This window comes from Winogradskyella marincola, assembly GCF_029624125.1.
GTDB lineage: Bacteria > Bacteroidota > Bacteroidia > Flavobacteriales > Flavobacteriaceae > Winogradskyella > Winogradskyella marincola.
In genome coordinates this window covers 112,700-129,694 of the sequence record NZ_JARSBN010000009.1, presented here as the reverse complement: position 1 = coordinate 129,694, position 16,995 = coordinate 112,700, and the positions used below count along the sequence as shown (strand labels likewise).

Below are 16,995 nucleotides of genomic sequence, written 5' to 3'. Positions count from 1 at the left end.
GTAACTGTAGAATGTGATGCTATTCCTACTGCTGAAACTTTAACAGCTAACGATAACTGTGGTGATGCTACTGTTACGTTTGAAGAAGAAATTACAAATAGTACTTGTGATAATTCGTACACATTAACTCGTATTTGGACTGCTGCTGATGCTTGTGGTAACGAAACTGTTCATTCGCAATCAATCACTGTTCAGGATACTACAGCACCAACGTTTAACGAAGCGCTTCCTACAGATGTAACTGTAGAATGTGATGCTATTCCTACTGCTGAAACTTTAACAGCTAACGATAACTGTGGTGATGCTACTGTTACTTTTGAAGAAGAAATTACAAATAGTACTTGTGATAATTCATACACATTAACTCGTACATGGACTGCTGCTGATGCTTGTGGTAATGAAACTGTTCATTCGCAATCAATCACTGTTCAGGATACAACTGCACCAACATTTAACGAAGCACTTCCTACAGATGTTACTGTTGAATGTGATGCAGTTCCTACTGCTGAAACTTTAACAGCTAACGATAACTGTGGTGATGCTACTGTTACTTTTGAAGAAGAAATTACAAATGGCGCTTGTGTTGGCGACTATATCATTGAACGTACATGGATAGCTAGTGATGCATGTGGCAACGAAACATTACACATACAAATTATAACAGTACAAGACACAACTGCTCCTACTCTGCTTACTCCTTTAGATGATAACATTACTGCGTATTGCGATGATGTACCAGGAGTACCAGAATTAGTATTTGAAGATAGCTGCTCTAACAATATTAGTGTTTCTTTTAATGAAGATTCAAATCAATCTAATGAGCTTGAAGATTATTCAATAGTTAGAACTTGGACAGTTACTGACGATTGTGGTAATGTGGCAACTTTTACTCAAAATATTAACGTAGAAATTAGTAATACTATTACTGCATTTGATGCTAACCGTTGTGTACTAGACTCTGAATTTGATTTATTCGAATTGTTATCTGGAGACTATAGCACAGATGGTACATGGACTGTAGTGTCTGGAGATGCTATAATAGATGGAAGTGTATTTGACCCTTCGTCTGTAGATGTTGGCATCTATACCTTTATGTATTCTATTACTGAAAGCACATGTCCAGCAGAAGTTGAAGTTAACGTAACAATAGATGATGATTGCGTGGTTTTACCGTGTGGTGCTGAAGATGTGGTTATATCTAAAACTGTAACAGCAAATGGAGATAGTTTTAATGAATTCTTTACCATTAGTGGTGTTGAAGACTGTGGATTTGTTGTTGAGCTTCAAATTTTTAATCGTTGGGGAGCTGAGATTTACAAAAACAACAATTACCAAAACGATTGGAATGGAGATGCACATGGATCGTCTGTAGGAAACTCTGGAAAAGTCCCAACCGGAACTTACTACTACATTATTAATTTAAAAAATAGTGGATTGAAACCTTTTGCAGGTCCTATCTACGTTGCAACTGACAAATAAACTTAACCGAGATGAAGTTATCTAAATCATTAAGTATTGTAATATTTATATTAGGTGTTTCAGCTGCCTTTGCACAGCAGCTACCTCAATTTACACAATACATGTTTAACACCATTTCTATTAATCCGGCTTATGCTGGTAGTAGAGAAACATTCAGTGCTGTTGGCTTGCATAGAAGCCAATGGGTTGGATTAGAAGGTGGACCAGAAACCCAAACCCTCTCTATTCATACTCCGTTAAGGAATGAAAAGATTGGTTTAGGCTTATCATTCATTAATGATAAACTAGGATATGAAAACTTTTCTTATATCTACGGAGACTTTTCATATACCATTCAAACTGGTGTAAATTCTAAATTAGCGTTTGGTATTAAAGGTGGTTTTACACATTACAATTTAGATGAGGAATTATTAAACGACCCTTCTGTTGTTAATGATCCATTCTTTAATGATGTGTCTAACCGTTGGAGTCCAAATGTTGGTGCTGGATTGTATTGGCACTCGCAACGCTGGTATGTTGGCCTTTCTGCACCTAGAATTTTAAACACAGACTACAATAATGGTCGCCAAGGTCAAATAGATTATATTGCTTTAGAACGTATTAGTTACTATGTCACTGGTGGTTATGTATTTGATTTAAGTGAAACAACAAAATTAAAGCCTTCAGTTTTACTAAAAGCTACTAATGGAGCACCATTATCATTTGATATTTCTGCTAATTTCTTATTCAATGAAACATTTTGGATTGGTGGAGGTTATAGAATTAATGAAAATGCAGCAGCAATAGGTGGCATAGCTGATTTTCAAGTATCAAAACAATTACGAATTGGTTATGCTTACGAGTATCCTATTTCTGATATAAGACCATACACAAGTGGAACACACGAGGTATTATTGATGTTTGAAGTATTTAAAAGCAAACGTATAAAATCACCAAGATACTTCTAAAAGAATCGCATTATGAAAACAAGAATACTAGTTCTAATACTTATTCTCAGCTGTTCGTTATCGTATGCGCAAACGAAGTTAGCTGATAAATTCTTTGATAATTATGGCTATATAAAAGCCATAGAACTCTATGAAAAGGCTGTTGAAAACGGAGACAATAGTGCTCACGTTCTTACGCGCCTTGGAGATGCTTATTACAACAACTCTAATTCTGAAAAAGCAGCATATTGGTATGGCGAAGCTTTAAAGGAATATAAAAAAATAGATACTGAGTATTTATATAAATACATACAGTCGCTTAGAAGTATTGGAAAATACGAAGAAGCAGACAAATGGTTTAAAGAACTAAGTGCTGCACAACAAGGCGATAGCAGACTAAAAGGTTATAATCCTGATGAAGTAGACTTATACGCCAAATTAACGTCTAAAAACGATGTTATTGTTAAGGTTGAAAACTTAGATTTTAATTCTGAGAACTCTGATTTTGGATCTTATATCTATGAAGATAAGCTCTACTTTGCCTCAGCGAGAGGTGGTGATGGAAAAATATACAGTTGGAATAAAGAACCTTTTTTAGACTTGTATAAAGTCTCTATAACTGATAACAGTGGCGTTGCTACCTACGGAGCTACAGCAGAACTTTCTGAAGATATAAACACAGAATACCACGAAGCTTCAGTAGCTATAACAAATGATGGAAAAACCATGTATTTTACAAGAGATAACGTTAACAAACGTAATCGAATAAAATACGATAAAAAAGGGACTACCCATTTAAAACTTTACAAAGCTACATTAGTAAATAATCAATGGACCAATGTTGTAGAGCTTCCATTTAATGATGAAGTATTTTCAACAGGTCATCCTGCTTTAAGCCCAGATAACAAAACTTTATATTTTGTATCTGATCGCGAAGGTGGTTTAGGACAATCCGATATTTATGCTGTTACAATTAACAAAGATGGCTCATACGGCAAACCAGAAAATTTAGGCGAAAAAGTAAATACGGAAGGACGCGAAATGTTTCCTTATGTATCTAAAGATAGTACGCTTTACTTTTCTTCTGATGGTCACTTAAACTTAGGACTTTTAGATATTTTTAAATCAGACGTTCTAAAAGGCTTACGCAATGATCCTGAAAATTTAGGTGCACCTTACAACAGTGGTTACGATGATTTTGCTTTCTTTATTAATTCTGAAACCGAACAAGGCTACTTCTCATCTAACCGACCAGGTGGCAAAGGTAGTGACGACATCTATAGCTTTAATGCTAAAGAATGTAAAGAAGTTATCTCCGGAACCGCAAGAGATAGTAAAACTAATATTATTCTATCTGGTGTTACTGTTAAATTAGTAGATAAAACTGGTAAGATTGTTGAAGAATACTTTACCAAAGACAGTGGCGAATACACGTTTACAGTAGATTGTGATAAAACATATACTGTAATAGGTAGTAAACCAGATTATAAAGACGATCAAAAAACAATTGCTACATCTACTGTAGACGAAAAAATTAATACTGTAGATTTAAGTTTAGAGCCGTTAATTATAGATAATCAAATTGTAATAAACCCTATATTCTTTGATTTTGATAAATGGAATATTAGAACAGATGCACAATACGAATTAGAAAACATTGTAGATGTAATGCGTAAGCATCCTACTATGATCATTAAAATTGAATCTCATACAGATAGTCGTGGTCGTGATAAATATAATATGAAGTTATCAGACAGACGTGCAAAATCTACCAGAGATTACATTATATCCAGAGGCATCGATGCTAACAGAATTGAAAGCGCTATTGGCTACGGAGAATCTCAATTACTCAACAAATGCTCTAATGGAGTAAAATGTACAGAAGAAGAACACCAATTAAACAGACGTTCTTATTTCTATATTGTAACCGAATAATTTTACCCTCAAAATTATATCTAAAAAGCAAGCTCATTTGGGCTTGCTTTTTTACTTTTAAATAAAAAATTAATGGTTAAGTATTTAATTAACAATAAACTCATTAAACTATTAGTAATAATCACTGTATTAATAAATTGTGATAGTAATACCAATAGCACTATTACCGCTTCTCAAAAATCTGAGAAAAAAGTAATGATTGATACTCTTAATATAATAAAAGAACAGAAGGTTATTCATCCTAAAGGAAATCAGATACTTGATAATAGTGAAAAACTTTATAATCTTAAATGGGAAAATGGGTATATACTCAATGCAATAAATATATCTCAATGTGATAACTCAAAAACAGATGAAGGTGTATATGAGTTTGAAAAAAAAATAGACAGTATTACGTTTACTAAAGATTCTTTTACAATAACTTTTAAGGCTGTTGAAAATTGCTGTTCAGAATTTTTATGTGAAGCAGAAATTATTAATAATGATACGTTAAACATAATCTATAACGCCTATGGATCTCATTGCTATTGCAACTGCTTATTTGATATGAGTTTTAAATTCAGTTACAACAATAGATTAAATGACATCAATGTTGAGAGAACTAATATTAAAAGTATCATATTAAATAACAATTTGAATTCTAAAATCAAATTTGAGAACATAGTGAAAGCAAAATAAAAAAGCCACAACTATTGTCATGGCTCTTAGGGGCTATTAATCAACTTTTATTGCGGTCTAGCGCTTAATGAAGATATTAGTAAAGTACCATTTGCCTTCATTATTTTTTTCGGCAGAGATATCAAAATCTGTAAAATTGCCTTCTATATTTTCTCTGTGGCTTGGACTATTTAACCACGCGTTTACAACTGAATCTGCAGAACTAAAACCATAAGCAACATTTTCTGTTACAATATTGGCGTCTGCATTAATTTGTAAACTCTGTTTTCTTTGAAAAAAATTATCGTGAGATACATTGTCTACTTCAATCATGTAATCTGTATGAGTAGATGCTACTGCTTTTACAGTACTATGATAATTTAATGGATTGAGACCTTCAGTAATTCTATGAGCATTTATAAGCTCCATAATTTCTATTTCTATTTGTTTAGCCTGTGGGGCAACAGGCACTTCAATAGAATTAATTTTTTCCTCAGCAGCACTATCTGTAGAACACGATGTAAAGCTTAAGAGGGCAACGATAGCCATTAAAGGCAATAGCTTTTTAGCTTTCATAAGTAGGTTAAATTAGGTTTGGGATTACTAATTTAACAGTCTAATTACGTCTATATGTTAAGTAAATGTTAAAATCGATTAAAAACATGTATTTTGTCGATTTTTTATGCAAAATATCGATGAAATACACTTTTGAATGTAAAAAATTGTGACTTAGTCGTCAATAAAACGCATTTCGTCGATAAAAAATCAAGGTGATAGTCGTTCTACTTTCCAATTATAATCTTCTTGTAATTGGTAACGTATTCTATCGTGTAATCTATTAGGTCTACCTTGCCAAAACTCAATTTCTATTGGTTTTACAATATAGCCTCCCCAATGTTTTGGTCTTTCAATTTCTTTTCCTTGATGCTGTAGTTCTATTAATTTCAACTTTTCTTCAAGCTCTTCTCTGTTGGCTACAACCTCACTCTGGTTAGATGCTATAGCTCCCAATTGGCTACCTCTGGGACGCGATTCAAAATAGCCATCACTTAAGTTTTCGGCAATCTTTTCTGCTTTACCTTTAATTATAACTTGTCGCTCTGCTGCGTGCCAAAAAAACGATAAACAGACATTTGGGTTGTTAGTAATTGCCTTTCCTTTTTCGCTATTATAATTGGTATAGAATATAAAACCTTCATGGTTATACTTTTTTAGCAGCACTACCCTACTCTTAGGATAACCATCTAATCCTATGGTAGATATTGTCATAGCATTAGCTTCATCTACATTAAAATTAGTATCAACATCTACAAACCAATCCCTAAATAATTCTATAGGATTATCTGAAACATTTCTTAATAATAGTTCCCCTTTTTCGTAAGATTTTCTGTAATTACTTAAGTCTTTTTCCATAGTTATACGAAGTTAAATCAATATTTTGTTTCTATCAAAAAAAGTGTAGATTTGGATACCTTATATTTAATAAACCCCTAACATGCACTTTGAAGATTCTGATTTTGCAAAAAACTTTAAATACGATAAAGTTGTATCAAAATTTGGCACTTATTATCTCTTGGATGATTTTTTTATATTAGAAGTTAATGAAGGTGAACATTTTAACTGGGACAAACTTAACGATCTACTAACATCTTTAAGAGATTATTACGGTAACCACAAAACCCTAGCTTACATTGCCAATCGTATACATTCATACTCTATAGATCCTGTACTTTGGTCTTATTTTGATAAAGATGATAGTATTTTAATAGCAGCCTCTATAGTTAGTTATAGAGACTCCTCTTTTATGAATGCTAATATTGAAAAGCAATTGGCCTCTATACCTTTAAAGAGAGCTCATAGCCTTGGAGAAGCAATAAATTGGGTACAACAATTAGAAGAATTCAATTAACATAAGTTTCTCATTTTCTTGGTTTTGTAAAAAAAAATCACTATACTTATAATATATAATTCCCCTTCATTTTATATTATAAATCATCTGTATAATGGATCATTACAAAACTATAGAAGAGTATTGTAAGGGGATTGGGATATCTAGACCTAAGCACTCTGAGTTTGATATTAGAAGGTTTAAGGATAATATGAAAACTATTAACCTTAAACAGCCTCCATTTAGGCACGAGTTTTTTGCCATAGCATTAAAAATAGCAGGTGGTGGAAAGGCTGTTTCTGGTCATCATACAGATTTTCCTGAGGGTTATGCTATTTTTTTTAATTCGCCTTTTCAAATATTATATTGGGATATTTTACCAGATTGGGAAGGCTACTATATTATTTTTAATCAAGATTTTATATCTAAATCACCTGCATTAAACAATATCTTAAACAGGTTTCCTTTTTTGAAAATTGAAAAGGATATACCGCTAGAAATTGAACAAAAACAGGTTGACGAAGTCATTGAAATATATGACGACATTTTTGAAGAGTACCACAGTAATCATGATGATAAATTTCATATCATAGAATCTAATGTTTTACTTCTGTTAAACTACATAAAACGATATTTTAGAAAAGTTGATACCACATTACATGTATCTGAAGAAGTTAGAAAAACTGATTTAAAAATTCTTGGAAGATTTCAAACACTCATAGATACTTCTTTTTTTAACAATAGCGATACTAACCTTAGCTCAAAATCACACTCTACCTCCTACTATGCAGATAAACTAAGTATACATCCTAATCACTTAAATAGGATTGTAAAACAAATTACAGGACAAACTGCAAAGCAATTAATACAAATACATATTATTAATTTGGCTAAATCTAGGTTAATAAACACTAATCTAAGCGTAAAAGAAATTGCCTATTCGCTTCACTATGAATCTCCTAACAACTTTAGTAGTTTCTTCAAAAGAGCAACAAAAAAAACCCCAAACAGCTATAGAAAAAATCATAATATTTGATTTTTATACTTTTTTATTTGTTTTTATTTCTTTTAAACATTCTGATTATTAGAATTTTACAAAAACAAAAAAAAGTATGTATAAAAAAATTACTTTTAAAAGTAATGGCCTTAACCTAAAAGGCAACCTTTTTTACCCCAAAGACTTCGATGATACACATAAGTATTCAGCCATCATAGTTTCTGGTAGTTGGACTACTATAAAGGAACAAATGGCTGGGCTTTACGCTTCAAAGTTGGCCCAAAAAGGATACATAACTCTAGCTTTTGATTTTAGAAATTTTGGTGAAAGTGAAGGACAACCTCGTTTTTACGAAAGTCCAAAACTAAAAAAAGAAGATATTAAAAACGCCGTAAGCTATCTATATAATCATAAATCTATAAGTAACGATAATATAGGTGTATTAGGCATTTCTGCAGGTGCAATGTACACACTAATTGCTGCTTCAGAAGATGAGCGAATTTCAACAGTAGTATCAATAGCTTCTTGGTTACATGACAAAGAAACTTTGAAAGATTTTTACGGAGGCGAAGATGAAATAAATGCTAAAATAAAGGCTGCTCAAAATGCCAAAATAAAATATGCTAACACTGGAGAAGTAGACTATATACCTGCAATATCTAAAACAGATAAAAAAGCTGCGATGCACAAATCTTACGACTATTATTTAGATTCTGATAGAGGTGCTATAGATGAATGGAATGACACCAAATTTGCGGTAGCTAGTTGGGAAGAATGGTTAACTACTTACCCTATAGCATATGCTAACAGCATAAGTCAACCTGTACTATTGGTACATTCTGATGGTGCTTTTTTACCAAATAACGTTAAGAAATTTTATGACGCTTTACAAATACCAGAAAAGCAACTTATATGGATAGAAACAGATTTAGAAACCCCTAACCACCAATTTAACTTTTATGACCAAGAAACCGAAGTAAACAAGGCTGTAGAATACGCCTGGAAATGGTTTGAGAAAAATATGAATTAGAAAAACACAACACCTACTCTATTAATTAATAACCCAAATTGAAAACACTATGAAAATTGAATTAACGCGTTACTACAAGGAAAACAGTAATTTTAAACTTAAATTACCTTTTGGAAATTTTTATTTATTTAAGAAATTTTATGTGGCTGAAATCAACGAAGGAGTTCATCTTAGTTACAATAAATTAAAAATCATTTTTCAGGAATTAACTAATTTTTACGGAAAAGATGCTAAAATTGTATGCATCTCTAACAGAGTTAATTCTTACTCTACAGAACCTGTAGTTTTTAACATTCTAGATCACGAATTCCCTATCTTAAAAGCATGTGCTTTAATATCTTATAATGAAAAAAGTCATAGACTAGCAGTGGTAGAGCAAATTATTATAAAGAATAAGGTATTTAGATTTACGTCTTTGCCAGAAGCTTTATATTGGGCAACAAACTACACTGAAGGCTCAAAAGTAAAGAACTTACCGTCTTTGGCTAATAATACATTATCAAACACAGATTTTGCTTCTAGACGAAAATCTTCATAGCCATTGTAGCGTGTTGAGTAATGTCCAAGTATTAAAGTTTTTACATTAGCCATTTTTGCTATAGTAGCTGCTTGCCTTGCTGTACTATGCTTTGTTCGCTCACATAAATCTTCATTTTTATCTAAAAATGTAGATTCATGATATAGCACTGTAGCATTATTAATAACAGGTATAATCGCTTCGTTGTATACTGTATCACTACAATAAGCATAACTCATAGAAGGAATTGGCTCTTTTGTTACAGACTCGTTTTTAACAAGTAAACCGTCCTCATTAACAACATCAGCGCCTTGTTTTAATTTTTGATAATAAGCTTTATCTATGTTAGCGTTTAAAACCGCATTAATATCTAGTTTTCGTTCATTTTTTTTCTCTTTGAATAAAAAACCATTGGTATAAATACGATGTTTTAAAGGTATCGTATAGACTTCTACTTTATCATCTTCAAAGATTAGTTCAGACTCTTTTGAGGTGAGTTCATGAAATATCAACGGAAAATTTGTCCAAGAATCTGAAAGCTTTAACTGAAGAGTTATAATCTCCTTAATACCTTTTGGTCCATATACATGAAGCTCTGTTTCGCGAGTTAGTAGACGAAATGTGCTTACCAAACCTACCAATCCGAAATAATGATCTCCATGAAGATGAGAAATAAAGATACGCTTAATTCTACTGAATTTTATTTTATTTCTACGCAACTCTACTTGAGTACCTTCTCCACAATCTATAAGAAACATATGGTTTTTTATCTCTAAAACCTGAGATGTAGGATTTGTATTGGTCCGTGGTGTAGCACTATGACAGCCTAGAATTGTAAGTTTCAAATTTTAAGGATTTAAATTCAAATATGTTCTAATTAAATCTAACTCTTTTAGTGCTGGATTTTTATTAGGTATTTTCTTTATTTCAAAGCTAGTGTTATTATAATGAATTGCAGAAATCACAAAATAGTTTTCAAGATCCTGATTAATTTCTACCTTCTTTATATCTGTAACTAATATCTTTTTTTTGTTGAAAATAAGTGATGATAATTTTACTCCTTTAACTAAATATCCATCTTTAATAAATGATATGCGAGTCATATGAAGTATAGAAAAAAACAAAAAAGCAATTATTAAATCAAAAGCTTTATTATGTGCTTCTTTTTCAAAAAGACCTTCAAATGAAATAGAAATTATACCAAAAACCATCAAAAGAATAAAAAACCAAATAAAATCTAAGATTCTCTCTTCTTTTAGTATGATAGCTTCATTATTCAAATTAAAATCCTAAATCGCGTTCTATATCTTCCATTTCTATAATATCATAAGCTTCGTGAAGTGTTGGTACTACAACGATCTCATCTGGCATTTGATCTAAATCTGCTTTGTCTGACACTATAACAAACGATTTTTTATCGCCTCTATGATTATTGCTAAGTCGCAAAAACTCTATAATATCTTCTAAATTAATTTTATCAAAACTAGATAAATTAACTATTATATGGTTGCTTTTATATTTATCGTAAGCCTGTTCAATATTATTAACTAAGGTTTTTACCGAAGCTTTTTCTTGTGTAATAATGGTAATATTTCCATCTCTATCTACAATCATAACCTACTGTTTTATTTTAGAAGCCAATAAATAGATTACAGCCATTCTTACTGCTACTCCATTCTCTACCTGATCTAAAATTATGGCTTGTTTAGAATCAGCTACATCACTTGTAATTTCTACACCTCTGTTTATAGGACCAGGATGCATTATTACAATTTCTTTCTTTAAACTATCTAAAAGTTCTTTATTAACTCCAAATTGCTGTGTATACTCGCGAGTTGTTGGAAAATAACTTATATCCATTCGCTCGTTCTGTACACGCAACATATTAGCCACATCGCACCATTCTAGAGCCTTTTTTAAGTTGGTTTCAACTTTTACTCCCAGATCTTTTATATATTTTGGTATTAAGGTTTTTGGTCCGCAAACCATTACATTAGCACCTTGTAGTTGCAAAGCATATATATTAGAAAGTGCTACTCTACTATGTAAAATATCACCAACTATAACTACATTTTTTCCTTTAACAGTACCTAATTTTTCTCTTATTGAATACGAATCTAATAGAGCTTGTGTAGGATGCTCATGTGCTCCATCTCCAGCATTAACTATGCTAGCATTAACATGTTTAGACAAAAACACACCAGCTCCTGGATTTGGATGGCGCATAACTACCATATCTACCTTCATGGATAGAATATTGTTTACTGTGTCTATTAAAGTTTCACCTTTTTTTACCGAAGATTGAGATGCTGAAAAGTTAATAACATCTGCCGAAAGTCTTTTTTCTGCTAGCTCAAACGACAACTTGGTACGTGTAGAATTTTCAAAAAACAGGTTAGCAATAGTAATGTCTCTAAGTGAAGGCACCTTCTTAATAGGTCTATTGATAACTTCTTTGAATTGATCTGCTGTTTCAAAAATAAGATCTATATCTTGTTTGTTAAGATATTTTATTCCTAATAAGTGTTTAACACTTAGTTCACTCATCTTTTTTTAATTTTCTATTTATCAATTAAATACACACTATCCTCTCCTCCATTCTCAATCCAGTTCACTTTTACTTTTTGATTGTCTATGGCATCCACTTGTCTGCCTCTGTAATTGGGCTGAATTGGTAAATGCCTGCTAAATCTTCTGTCTATTAAAGTTAGTAGTTCTATATTGTTTGGCCTTCCAAAAGACTGTATTGCAGTTAATGCAGATCTTATACTACGTCCTGTATATAAGACGTCATCTATAAAAACTACATTTTTATCTTCTACTATAAAATCTATCTCTGTAGAATTGGCTTCTAATGGCTTATCACCTCTTCTAAAGTCATCTCTAAAAAAAGTAATATCTAGTTGCCCTAATTGAACATTCTTAATCTTATAATCTTCCTTAAGCATCTGTGCTAATCGGTCTGCCAGAAATTTACCTCTTGGTTGAATGCCTATTAAAACAGTTTCAGAAAAATCATCGTGGTTTTCAATAAGTTGACAAGCCAATCTATGTAGTATAATGTTGACTTCCTTAGAATTGAGTAATACTTTTTGACTCATGTAGTTTCCAAACGTTGTTGGTTAGCAAAGTTAAGGTAAATTATGAGAGTTTCAAACTAATATAACAGCATAAAAAAAGTCCATGTTAATACATGGACTTTAATACAAAGGGTAGTTACAAAACTTGTATTAGTACTTAATAAATTTATGCGAATACAGCCCTTTATCATTAGCTATATTCAATACGTAAATACCTTTTGATAAATTAGTAATATCTATTGTATTACTTTGATGTATAATTGTTGAATGATTTACAAGTCTTCCTTCTATACTATAAATTTTGTATTGAGAAAAATTAGCGTCTTCAGATAAATTAATACGATCTTTTGTTACAGCAAAATTTATTGGGTTTTCTTCTGTATCGTTAATAGATAGTGTAGCATCAAAACTACTTGTCATGGATATTAATGTACCTTCTAGTAATCCTTGTAAGTCGATAAGAGCTTCGTTGTTTTTATATATTCTTAAATAATATTCATCTGAAGCATTAACATTATCAATCACAAGATTAAAACTTCCACCTGCTAGTACTATTACCGCATAAGAATCGCAAGTCACTTCTTGCAAAGCATTGGTATCACCTCCTGGCGCAAGCAGTATTTGATAATCCATATTAGCTAATAAGGTTAATCCAGAACTAATCATTCCTATTTCAACTTTATTATCACCTTCACTAACAGTATGTCTATAAAAGACATCTTCTGAAGTATTACATTCAGGCAATAATCCTGAGGCAGTTGCCGAAGTGAAATCTACAAGATTAACACTTACATTTGTTCCATCTACATTAATCGCATGATTAATGGTGTCTCCACTTTGAGCACTTAGTACCGTAAAGGTTAAAAATGCAAAACTGAGTAAGATTTTTTTCATAATTATAGAATTTTTGGGTTAAACATTTCATTATTATGATAAGTACTAATACGTGGGGAAGAACATTAACATCAAATAACTATATGGTTACTTGATATTACCTAATTTAATAAAACTATTAGAAATCAACTAACCAATTAGATGAAATACTCAATATTTTAACATTAAAAACATATTAATCATATTTTTTTAACAAAAAGATTAATAATTAACTAATATTAATGTTAATAAGTTGATTTTTAAAACAAAAAAAGCCTCTCAGAAATGAGAGGCTTTAAAAGATATATTTAGGATCGAATTACTTCTTTCCGTCCATTTTGTCTTTAAGTGCTTGTAAAGCATCGTTTGCATCACCTAAAGTTGGTTTAGCTTCAGCCGCTTGAGCTTCTGCTTTCTTAACAGCTTGCTTAACGATTTTAGCTTCTTCTTCTCTAAATACTGCAGTATGAGACGCTACAACTCTTTTGAATTCTTTGTTGAACTCAATGATTTTGAATTCTGCTTCTTCACCTTTAGCAAGCTTAGAACCATCTTCTTTTTCTAAGTGACGTTGTGGTACAAAAGCAACGATATCTTCGTTAAACTCAATTGTAGCACCTTTGTCTACGATCTCAGTAATTGCAGCTGTGTGCGATGTACCAAGTGCAAACTCAGTTTCGTACTTATCCCAAGGATTTTCTTCTGTTTGCTTGTGACCTAAAGATAATTTACGTCCTTCAACATCTAGTTCTAAGACAACTACTTCTAATTTGTCGCCTACATTACAGAACTCAGATGGATGCTTAATTTTCTTAGTCCAAGATAAGTCAGAGATATAGATAAGACCATCGATACCTTCTTCTAACTCAACAAATACACCAAAGTTAGTAAAGTTACGTACTATACCTGTGTGTCTAGAACCTACAGGATACTTAGATGTAATATCAGTCCATGGATCTGGTGTTAATTGCTTAATACCAAGAGACATTTTTCTGTCATCTCTATCTAAAGTTAATACTTGAGCTTCGATTTCGTCACCTACAGAAACGAAGTCTTGAGCAGAACGTAAGTGTGTAGACCAAGACATTTCACTAACGTGTACTAAACCTTCTACACCATCAGCAACTTCTACAAAGGCACCGTAATCAGCGATAACTACTACTTTACCTTTTACTTTGTCACCAACTTTAAGATCTTCACCTAAAGCTTCCCAAGGATGCTTAGATAATTGCTTAAGACCTAATTGAATTCTAGATTTGTTTTCATCAAAATCAAGAATTACAACATTTAATTTTTGATCTAACTCAACAATCTCATTTGGATGGTTGATACGAGACCATGATAAGTCTGTAATATGAATTAAACCATCTACACCACCTAAATCGATAAACACACCGTAAGAAGTAATGTTTTTAACAACACCTTCTAATACTTGTCCTTTTTCTAACTGGCCAATGATTTCTTTCTTTTGCTCCTCAATATCAGCCTCAATAAGTGCTTTGTGAGAAACTACTATGTTCTTAAATTCGTGGTTGATTTTTACAACTTTGAATTCCATAGTTTTATTTACGTACTGGTCGTAATCTCTAATTGGCTTAACGTCAATTTGAGAACCTGGTAAGAATGCTTCGATTCCGAAAACGTCAACGATCATACCACCTTTAGTTCTACACTTAACAAAACCGTTAACGATTTCACCAGTTTCGTGAGCTTTATTAACTCTATCCCATGCTTTAATTACACGAGCTTTTCTGTGAGATAATACTAATTGACCTGTAGCGTCTTCACGTACATCAATTAATACTTCTACTTTATCACCAACTTTTAAATCTGGATTGTAACGGAACTCGTTAAGAGAAATTACACCTTCAGATTTAGCGTTAATGTCAATAATAGCATCTCTATCAGTGATGTGGATCACTTCACCTTCTACAACCTCGTCATCTAAAGTGTCAACGAAATTTTCAGATACTAATTTTTCAAATTCTGCAAGTTTTGTGTCCTCTACCTGCTCAATTCCTTCTTCGTAATTGTGCCAATCGAACTCTTTTAAGAATTTTTCTGGATTTGCTTGAGCTTCAGAAACTACTATTGGAGCTTCAGCCTTTTTTGCTTCAGTTGCTTCAACTTCAGCTTGTTTTGTTTTGTTTTCAGCCATTGCTGATTAAAAATTTGTATTCTGTATTTTTAGAAAGTATTGCGGATAAATTTACAGAAGCTAATTAAAATTTGTTTTTGTCTAACCTTTTCACTATCACAAGTCCGCTAAAAAGGAGCGCAAAATTAATCATTTTCAATCAATTAACAAACTATTATTAACATAATTCTGTATACTATAGAAGTATTAGCTGTATAATAACAATATATTAAATATTTAGTGACCAATATTTATTTTATGTGTCTTAATATTGAATACGAATTTGATGCTTTAAAAATCAGTATTTTGGCATTTAAATTGGTATATTTACAATAACTATTAATACTTAAAAATTAAAACAATCATGGTGAAAGCAAAATACCAAGACGTTCTAGATTTAGGGGAACAATTAAACATTCAAGATGGTAAAGTTGAAGTAGAAAATGATCAACTTAAAGTTTGGGGAACTGCTGCTACGCAGTACGAAAAAAACTTACTTTGGGACAAGATAAAAGAAATTGGTGGTGATGAGCCTTCAGATATTATGGCAGATATTAAAGTTGCTGACGAATCAGTTTATGCCAGACATACTGTAAAATCTGGTGAGACTTTAGGTAAAATTGCTAAGCACTACTATGGTGATGCAATGAAGTACAAAGAAATTTTTGAAGCGAATACTAACATTCTTAAAAATCCGGATTTAATTCATCCAGATCAAGAACTAGTGATTCCTAATCTATAATCTAGATTTATATAATAAAAAAAGCGACCGATTGGTCGCTTTTTTTATGCTTTAGATTCTGCTAATTCTAAAAGTGTTTTTATTTGCTCTTCTATCGTTAAATCCGAGTTATCAATCTCAATAGCATCATCTGCTTTCACTAAAGGTGAGTCTTCTCTTGTAGAATCTATACGATCTCTTGTGGTTACATTTTCTAAAACTTCGTCATAACTTAGGTTGTGACCACGTTCTAATAACTCTTTATAACGTCTTTGTGCTCTGGTTTTGGCAGAAGCTGTCATAAAAATTTTCAGTTCTGCATCAGGAAAAACAACAGTACCAATATCTCTGCCATCCATTACAATGCCTTTGTCCTTACCCATTAATTGCTGCTGTTCTACTAATTTTTGACGCACTTCAGAAATTGTTGCAATAGGACTTACATATTTTGAAACCTCTAATGTTCTTATTGGTTTTTCAATATTCTTGTTATTTAAATAAACTTCTGCAAAACCTAAAGCTTCATTAAATTTAAAGGTTATATGTATTTCATCTAAACGCTCTATAAGCTTTTCTGAATGAAAAAAACCTTCTCCAATTAATTCATTCTCCATAGCAAAATAAGTTACTGCTCTATACATGGCACCTGTATCTACATAAATGTAATTTAGGTGTTTGGCTAATTGCTTTGCAATAGTACTTTTTCCCGTAGATGAAAATCCATCTATTGCTATAACTATTCTACTCATACTTAT

The 16,995-nt window shown here is 31.8% G+C and carries 19 protein-coding genes; 9 read left to right on the top strand and 10 right to left on the bottom strand.

The window, feature by feature from the left end; translation table 11 throughout:
- From P7122_RS14665 to P7122_RS14650, 4 genes are all read left to right on the top strand, one after another.
- Positions 1-1,479, top strand: a 1,479-nt coding sequence (locus P7122_RS14665) for a T9SS type B sorting domain-containing protein (RefSeq protein WP_278006549.1), incomplete at its 5' end; no start/stop codon positions are given.
- An 11-nt stretch (positions 1,480-1,490) separates the two neighbouring features.
- A complete protein-coding gene (locus P7122_RS14660) occupies positions 1,491-2,426 on the top strand; it encodes a PorP/SprF family type IX secretion system membrane protein (protein ID WP_278006548.1) in 936 nt (311 codons plus the stop codon).
- Between the two features lie 12 nt (positions 2,427-2,438).
- Positions 2,439-4,340 (top strand): OmpA family protein, encoded by a 1,902-nt coding sequence (locus tag P7122_RS14655; RefSeq protein ID WP_278006547.1) that lies wholly within the window; start codon positions 2,439-2,441, stop codon positions 4,338-4,340.
- 72 nt (positions 4,341-4,412) lie between these two features.
- Complete coding sequence (locus tag P7122_RS14650; RefSeq protein ID WP_278006546.1) at positions 4,413-5,018, top strand: hypothetical protein; 606 nt, start codon at positions 4,413-4,415, stop codon at positions 5,016-5,018.
- A gap of 57 nt (positions 5,019-5,075) precedes the next feature.
- Here P7122_RS14650 and P7122_RS14645 read toward each other — a convergent pair whose 3' ends face one another.
- Both P7122_RS14645 and pdxH read right to left on the bottom strand, forming a co-directional pair.
- Positions 5,076-5,573 carry a CAP domain-containing protein gene (locus P7122_RS14645; RefSeq protein ID WP_278006545.1) on the bottom strand — a complete coding sequence of 166 codons (498 nt, stop codon included), beginning with the start codon at positions 5,571-5,573 and terminating at the stop codon, positions 5,076-5,078.
- A 189-nt stretch (positions 5,574-5,762) separates the two neighbouring features.
- The gene (pdxH, locus tag P7122_RS14640; protein WP_278006544.1) at positions 5,763-6,410 is read right to left on the bottom strand and encodes a pyridoxamine 5'-phosphate oxidase; all 648 of its coding nucleotides are present in this window, start codon (positions 6,408-6,410) and stop codon (positions 5,763-5,765) included.
- 82 nt (positions 6,411-6,492) lie between these two features.
- On the opposite strand from pdxH, the gene P7122_RS14635 reads away from it, so the two are divergent.
- The 4 genes from P7122_RS14635 to P7122_RS14620 all read left to right on the top strand — a co-directional run bounded on the left by P7122_RS14635 (position 6,493) and on the right by P7122_RS14620 (position 9,450).
- Positions 6,493-6,906, top strand: coding sequence for a hypothetical protein (locus tag P7122_RS14635; protein ID WP_278006543.1), 414 nt, complete (start codon positions 6,493-6,495; stop codon positions 6,904-6,906).
- A 94-nt stretch (positions 6,907-7,000) separates the two neighbouring features.
- On the top strand, positions 7,001-7,921 hold the full coding sequence (locus tag P7122_RS14630) for a helix-turn-helix domain-containing protein (protein WP_278006542.1): 921 nt from the start codon (positions 7,001-7,003) through the stop codon (positions 7,919-7,921).
- Between the two features lie 76 nt (positions 7,922-7,997).
- Entirely contained in the window at positions 7,998-8,912 is a 915-nt protein-coding gene (locus P7122_RS14625) for an alpha/beta hydrolase (protein ID WP_278006541.1), read from the top strand.
- 49 nt (positions 8,913-8,961) lie between these two features.
- A complete protein-coding gene (locus P7122_RS14620) occupies positions 8,962-9,450 on the top strand; it encodes a hypothetical protein (RefSeq protein ID WP_278006540.1) in 489 nt (162 codons plus the stop codon).
- On the opposite strand, the gene P7122_RS14615 is transcribed toward P7122_RS14620, so the two are convergent.
- The 7 genes from P7122_RS14615 to rpsA all read right to left on the bottom strand — a co-directional run bounded on the left by P7122_RS14615 (position 9,357) and on the right by rpsA (position 15,540).
- Positions 9,357-10,274: a ribonuclease Z gene (locus tag P7122_RS14615; RefSeq protein WP_278006539.1), complete on the bottom strand. Its 918-nt coding sequence runs from the start codon at positions 10,272-10,274 to the stop codon at positions 9,357-9,359. The two genes, P7122_RS14620 and P7122_RS14615, sit on opposite strands and share 94 nt — an antisense overlap.
- A gap of 3 nt (positions 10,275-10,277) precedes the next feature.
- Positions 10,278-10,709, bottom strand: a complete 432-nt coding sequence (locus P7122_RS14610) for a hypothetical protein (RefSeq protein WP_278006538.1) — start codon at positions 10,707-10,709, stop codon at positions 10,278-10,280.
- 1 nt (position 10,710) lies between these two features.
- A complete protein-coding gene (locus P7122_RS14605) occupies positions 10,711-11,043 on the bottom strand; it encodes a ribonuclease Z (protein ID WP_278006537.1) in 333 nt (110 codons plus the stop codon).
- Between the two features lie 3 nt (positions 11,044-11,046).
- The gene (locus P7122_RS14600; RefSeq protein ID WP_278006536.1) at positions 11,047-11,976 is read right to left on the bottom strand and encodes an aspartate carbamoyltransferase catalytic subunit; all 930 of its coding nucleotides are present in this window, start codon (positions 11,974-11,976) and stop codon (positions 11,047-11,049) included.
- Positions 11,977-11,990: 14 nt separating this feature from the next.
- Positions 11,991-12,530: a bifunctional pyr operon transcriptional regulator/uracil phosphoribosyltransferase PyrR gene (gene pyrR, locus P7122_RS14595; RefSeq protein ID WP_278006535.1), complete on the bottom strand. Its 540-nt coding sequence runs from the start codon at positions 12,528-12,530 to the stop codon at positions 11,991-11,993.
- Between the two features lie 129 nt (positions 12,531-12,659).
- Entirely contained in the window at positions 12,660-13,403 is a 744-nt protein-coding gene (locus tag P7122_RS14590) for a T9SS type A sorting domain-containing protein (protein WP_278006534.1), read from the bottom strand.
- A 298-nt stretch (positions 13,404-13,701) separates the two neighbouring features.
- Complete coding sequence (gene rpsA / locus P7122_RS14585; protein WP_278006533.1) at positions 13,702-15,540, bottom strand: 30S ribosomal protein S1; 1,839 nt, start codon at positions 15,538-15,540, stop codon at positions 13,702-13,704.
- A gap of 343 nt (positions 15,541-15,883) precedes the next feature.
- Here rpsA and P7122_RS14580 point away from each other — a divergent pair, with 343 nt between their 5' ends.
- The gene (locus P7122_RS14580; RefSeq protein WP_278006532.1) at positions 15,884-16,261 is read left to right on the top strand and encodes a LysM peptidoglycan-binding domain-containing protein; all 378 of its coding nucleotides are present in this window, start codon (positions 15,884-15,886) and stop codon (positions 16,259-16,261) included.
- 44 nt (positions 16,262-16,305) lie between these two features.
- Here the strand turns inward: P7122_RS14580 and cmk are convergent, their stop codons facing one another.
- Complete coding sequence (cmk, locus tag P7122_RS14575) at positions 16,306-16,989, bottom strand: (d)CMP kinase (protein ID WP_278006531.1); 684 nt, start codon at positions 16,987-16,989, stop codon at positions 16,306-16,308.
- Between the last annotated feature and the right edge of the window lie 6 nt (positions 16,990-16,995).